The organism is Delftia sp. ASV31, from assembly GCF_016428765.1.
Classification (GTDB): domain Bacteria; phylum Pseudomonadota; class Gammaproteobacteria; order Burkholderiales; family Burkholderiaceae_C; genus Comamonas; species Comamonas acidovorans.
In genome coordinates, this window is record NZ_JAELTK010000251.1 from 1 (window position 1) to 320 (window position 320).

Genomic DNA, 320 nt, shown 5'->3' on the forward strand with positions numbered 1-320 from the left:
GGACTGGTTTTCCTTGTTGGCCAGCCAGCGCGCGGCCGTGCTGGAGGCGCCCTTGTCGCTGAGCGCAAAGACGCTGGCACCACGCGCGGCCGGCGTGGTGAAGGCGTCGGCGTGGATGCTGATGAACCTGTCTCTTATACACATCTGACGCTGCCGACGAAATGCGAACAGTGTAGATCTCGGTGGTCGCCGGATCAGTAAAAAAGGGGGGGGGGGGGGGGGGGGGGGGGGGGGGGGGGGGGGGGGGGGGGGGGGGGGGGGGGGGGGGGGGGGGGGGGGGGGGGGGGGGGGGGGGGGGGGGGGGGGGGGGGGGGGGGGGG

Annotated in this window: 1 pseudogene; it reads right to left on the reverse strand. The window is 75.0% G+C overall.

Going from position 1 to position 320, the window contains the following annotated elements:
- Positions 1-320, reverse strand: a pseudogene (locus JHD82_RS30105) (N-acetylmuramoyl-L-alanine amidase); the annotation flags it as partial.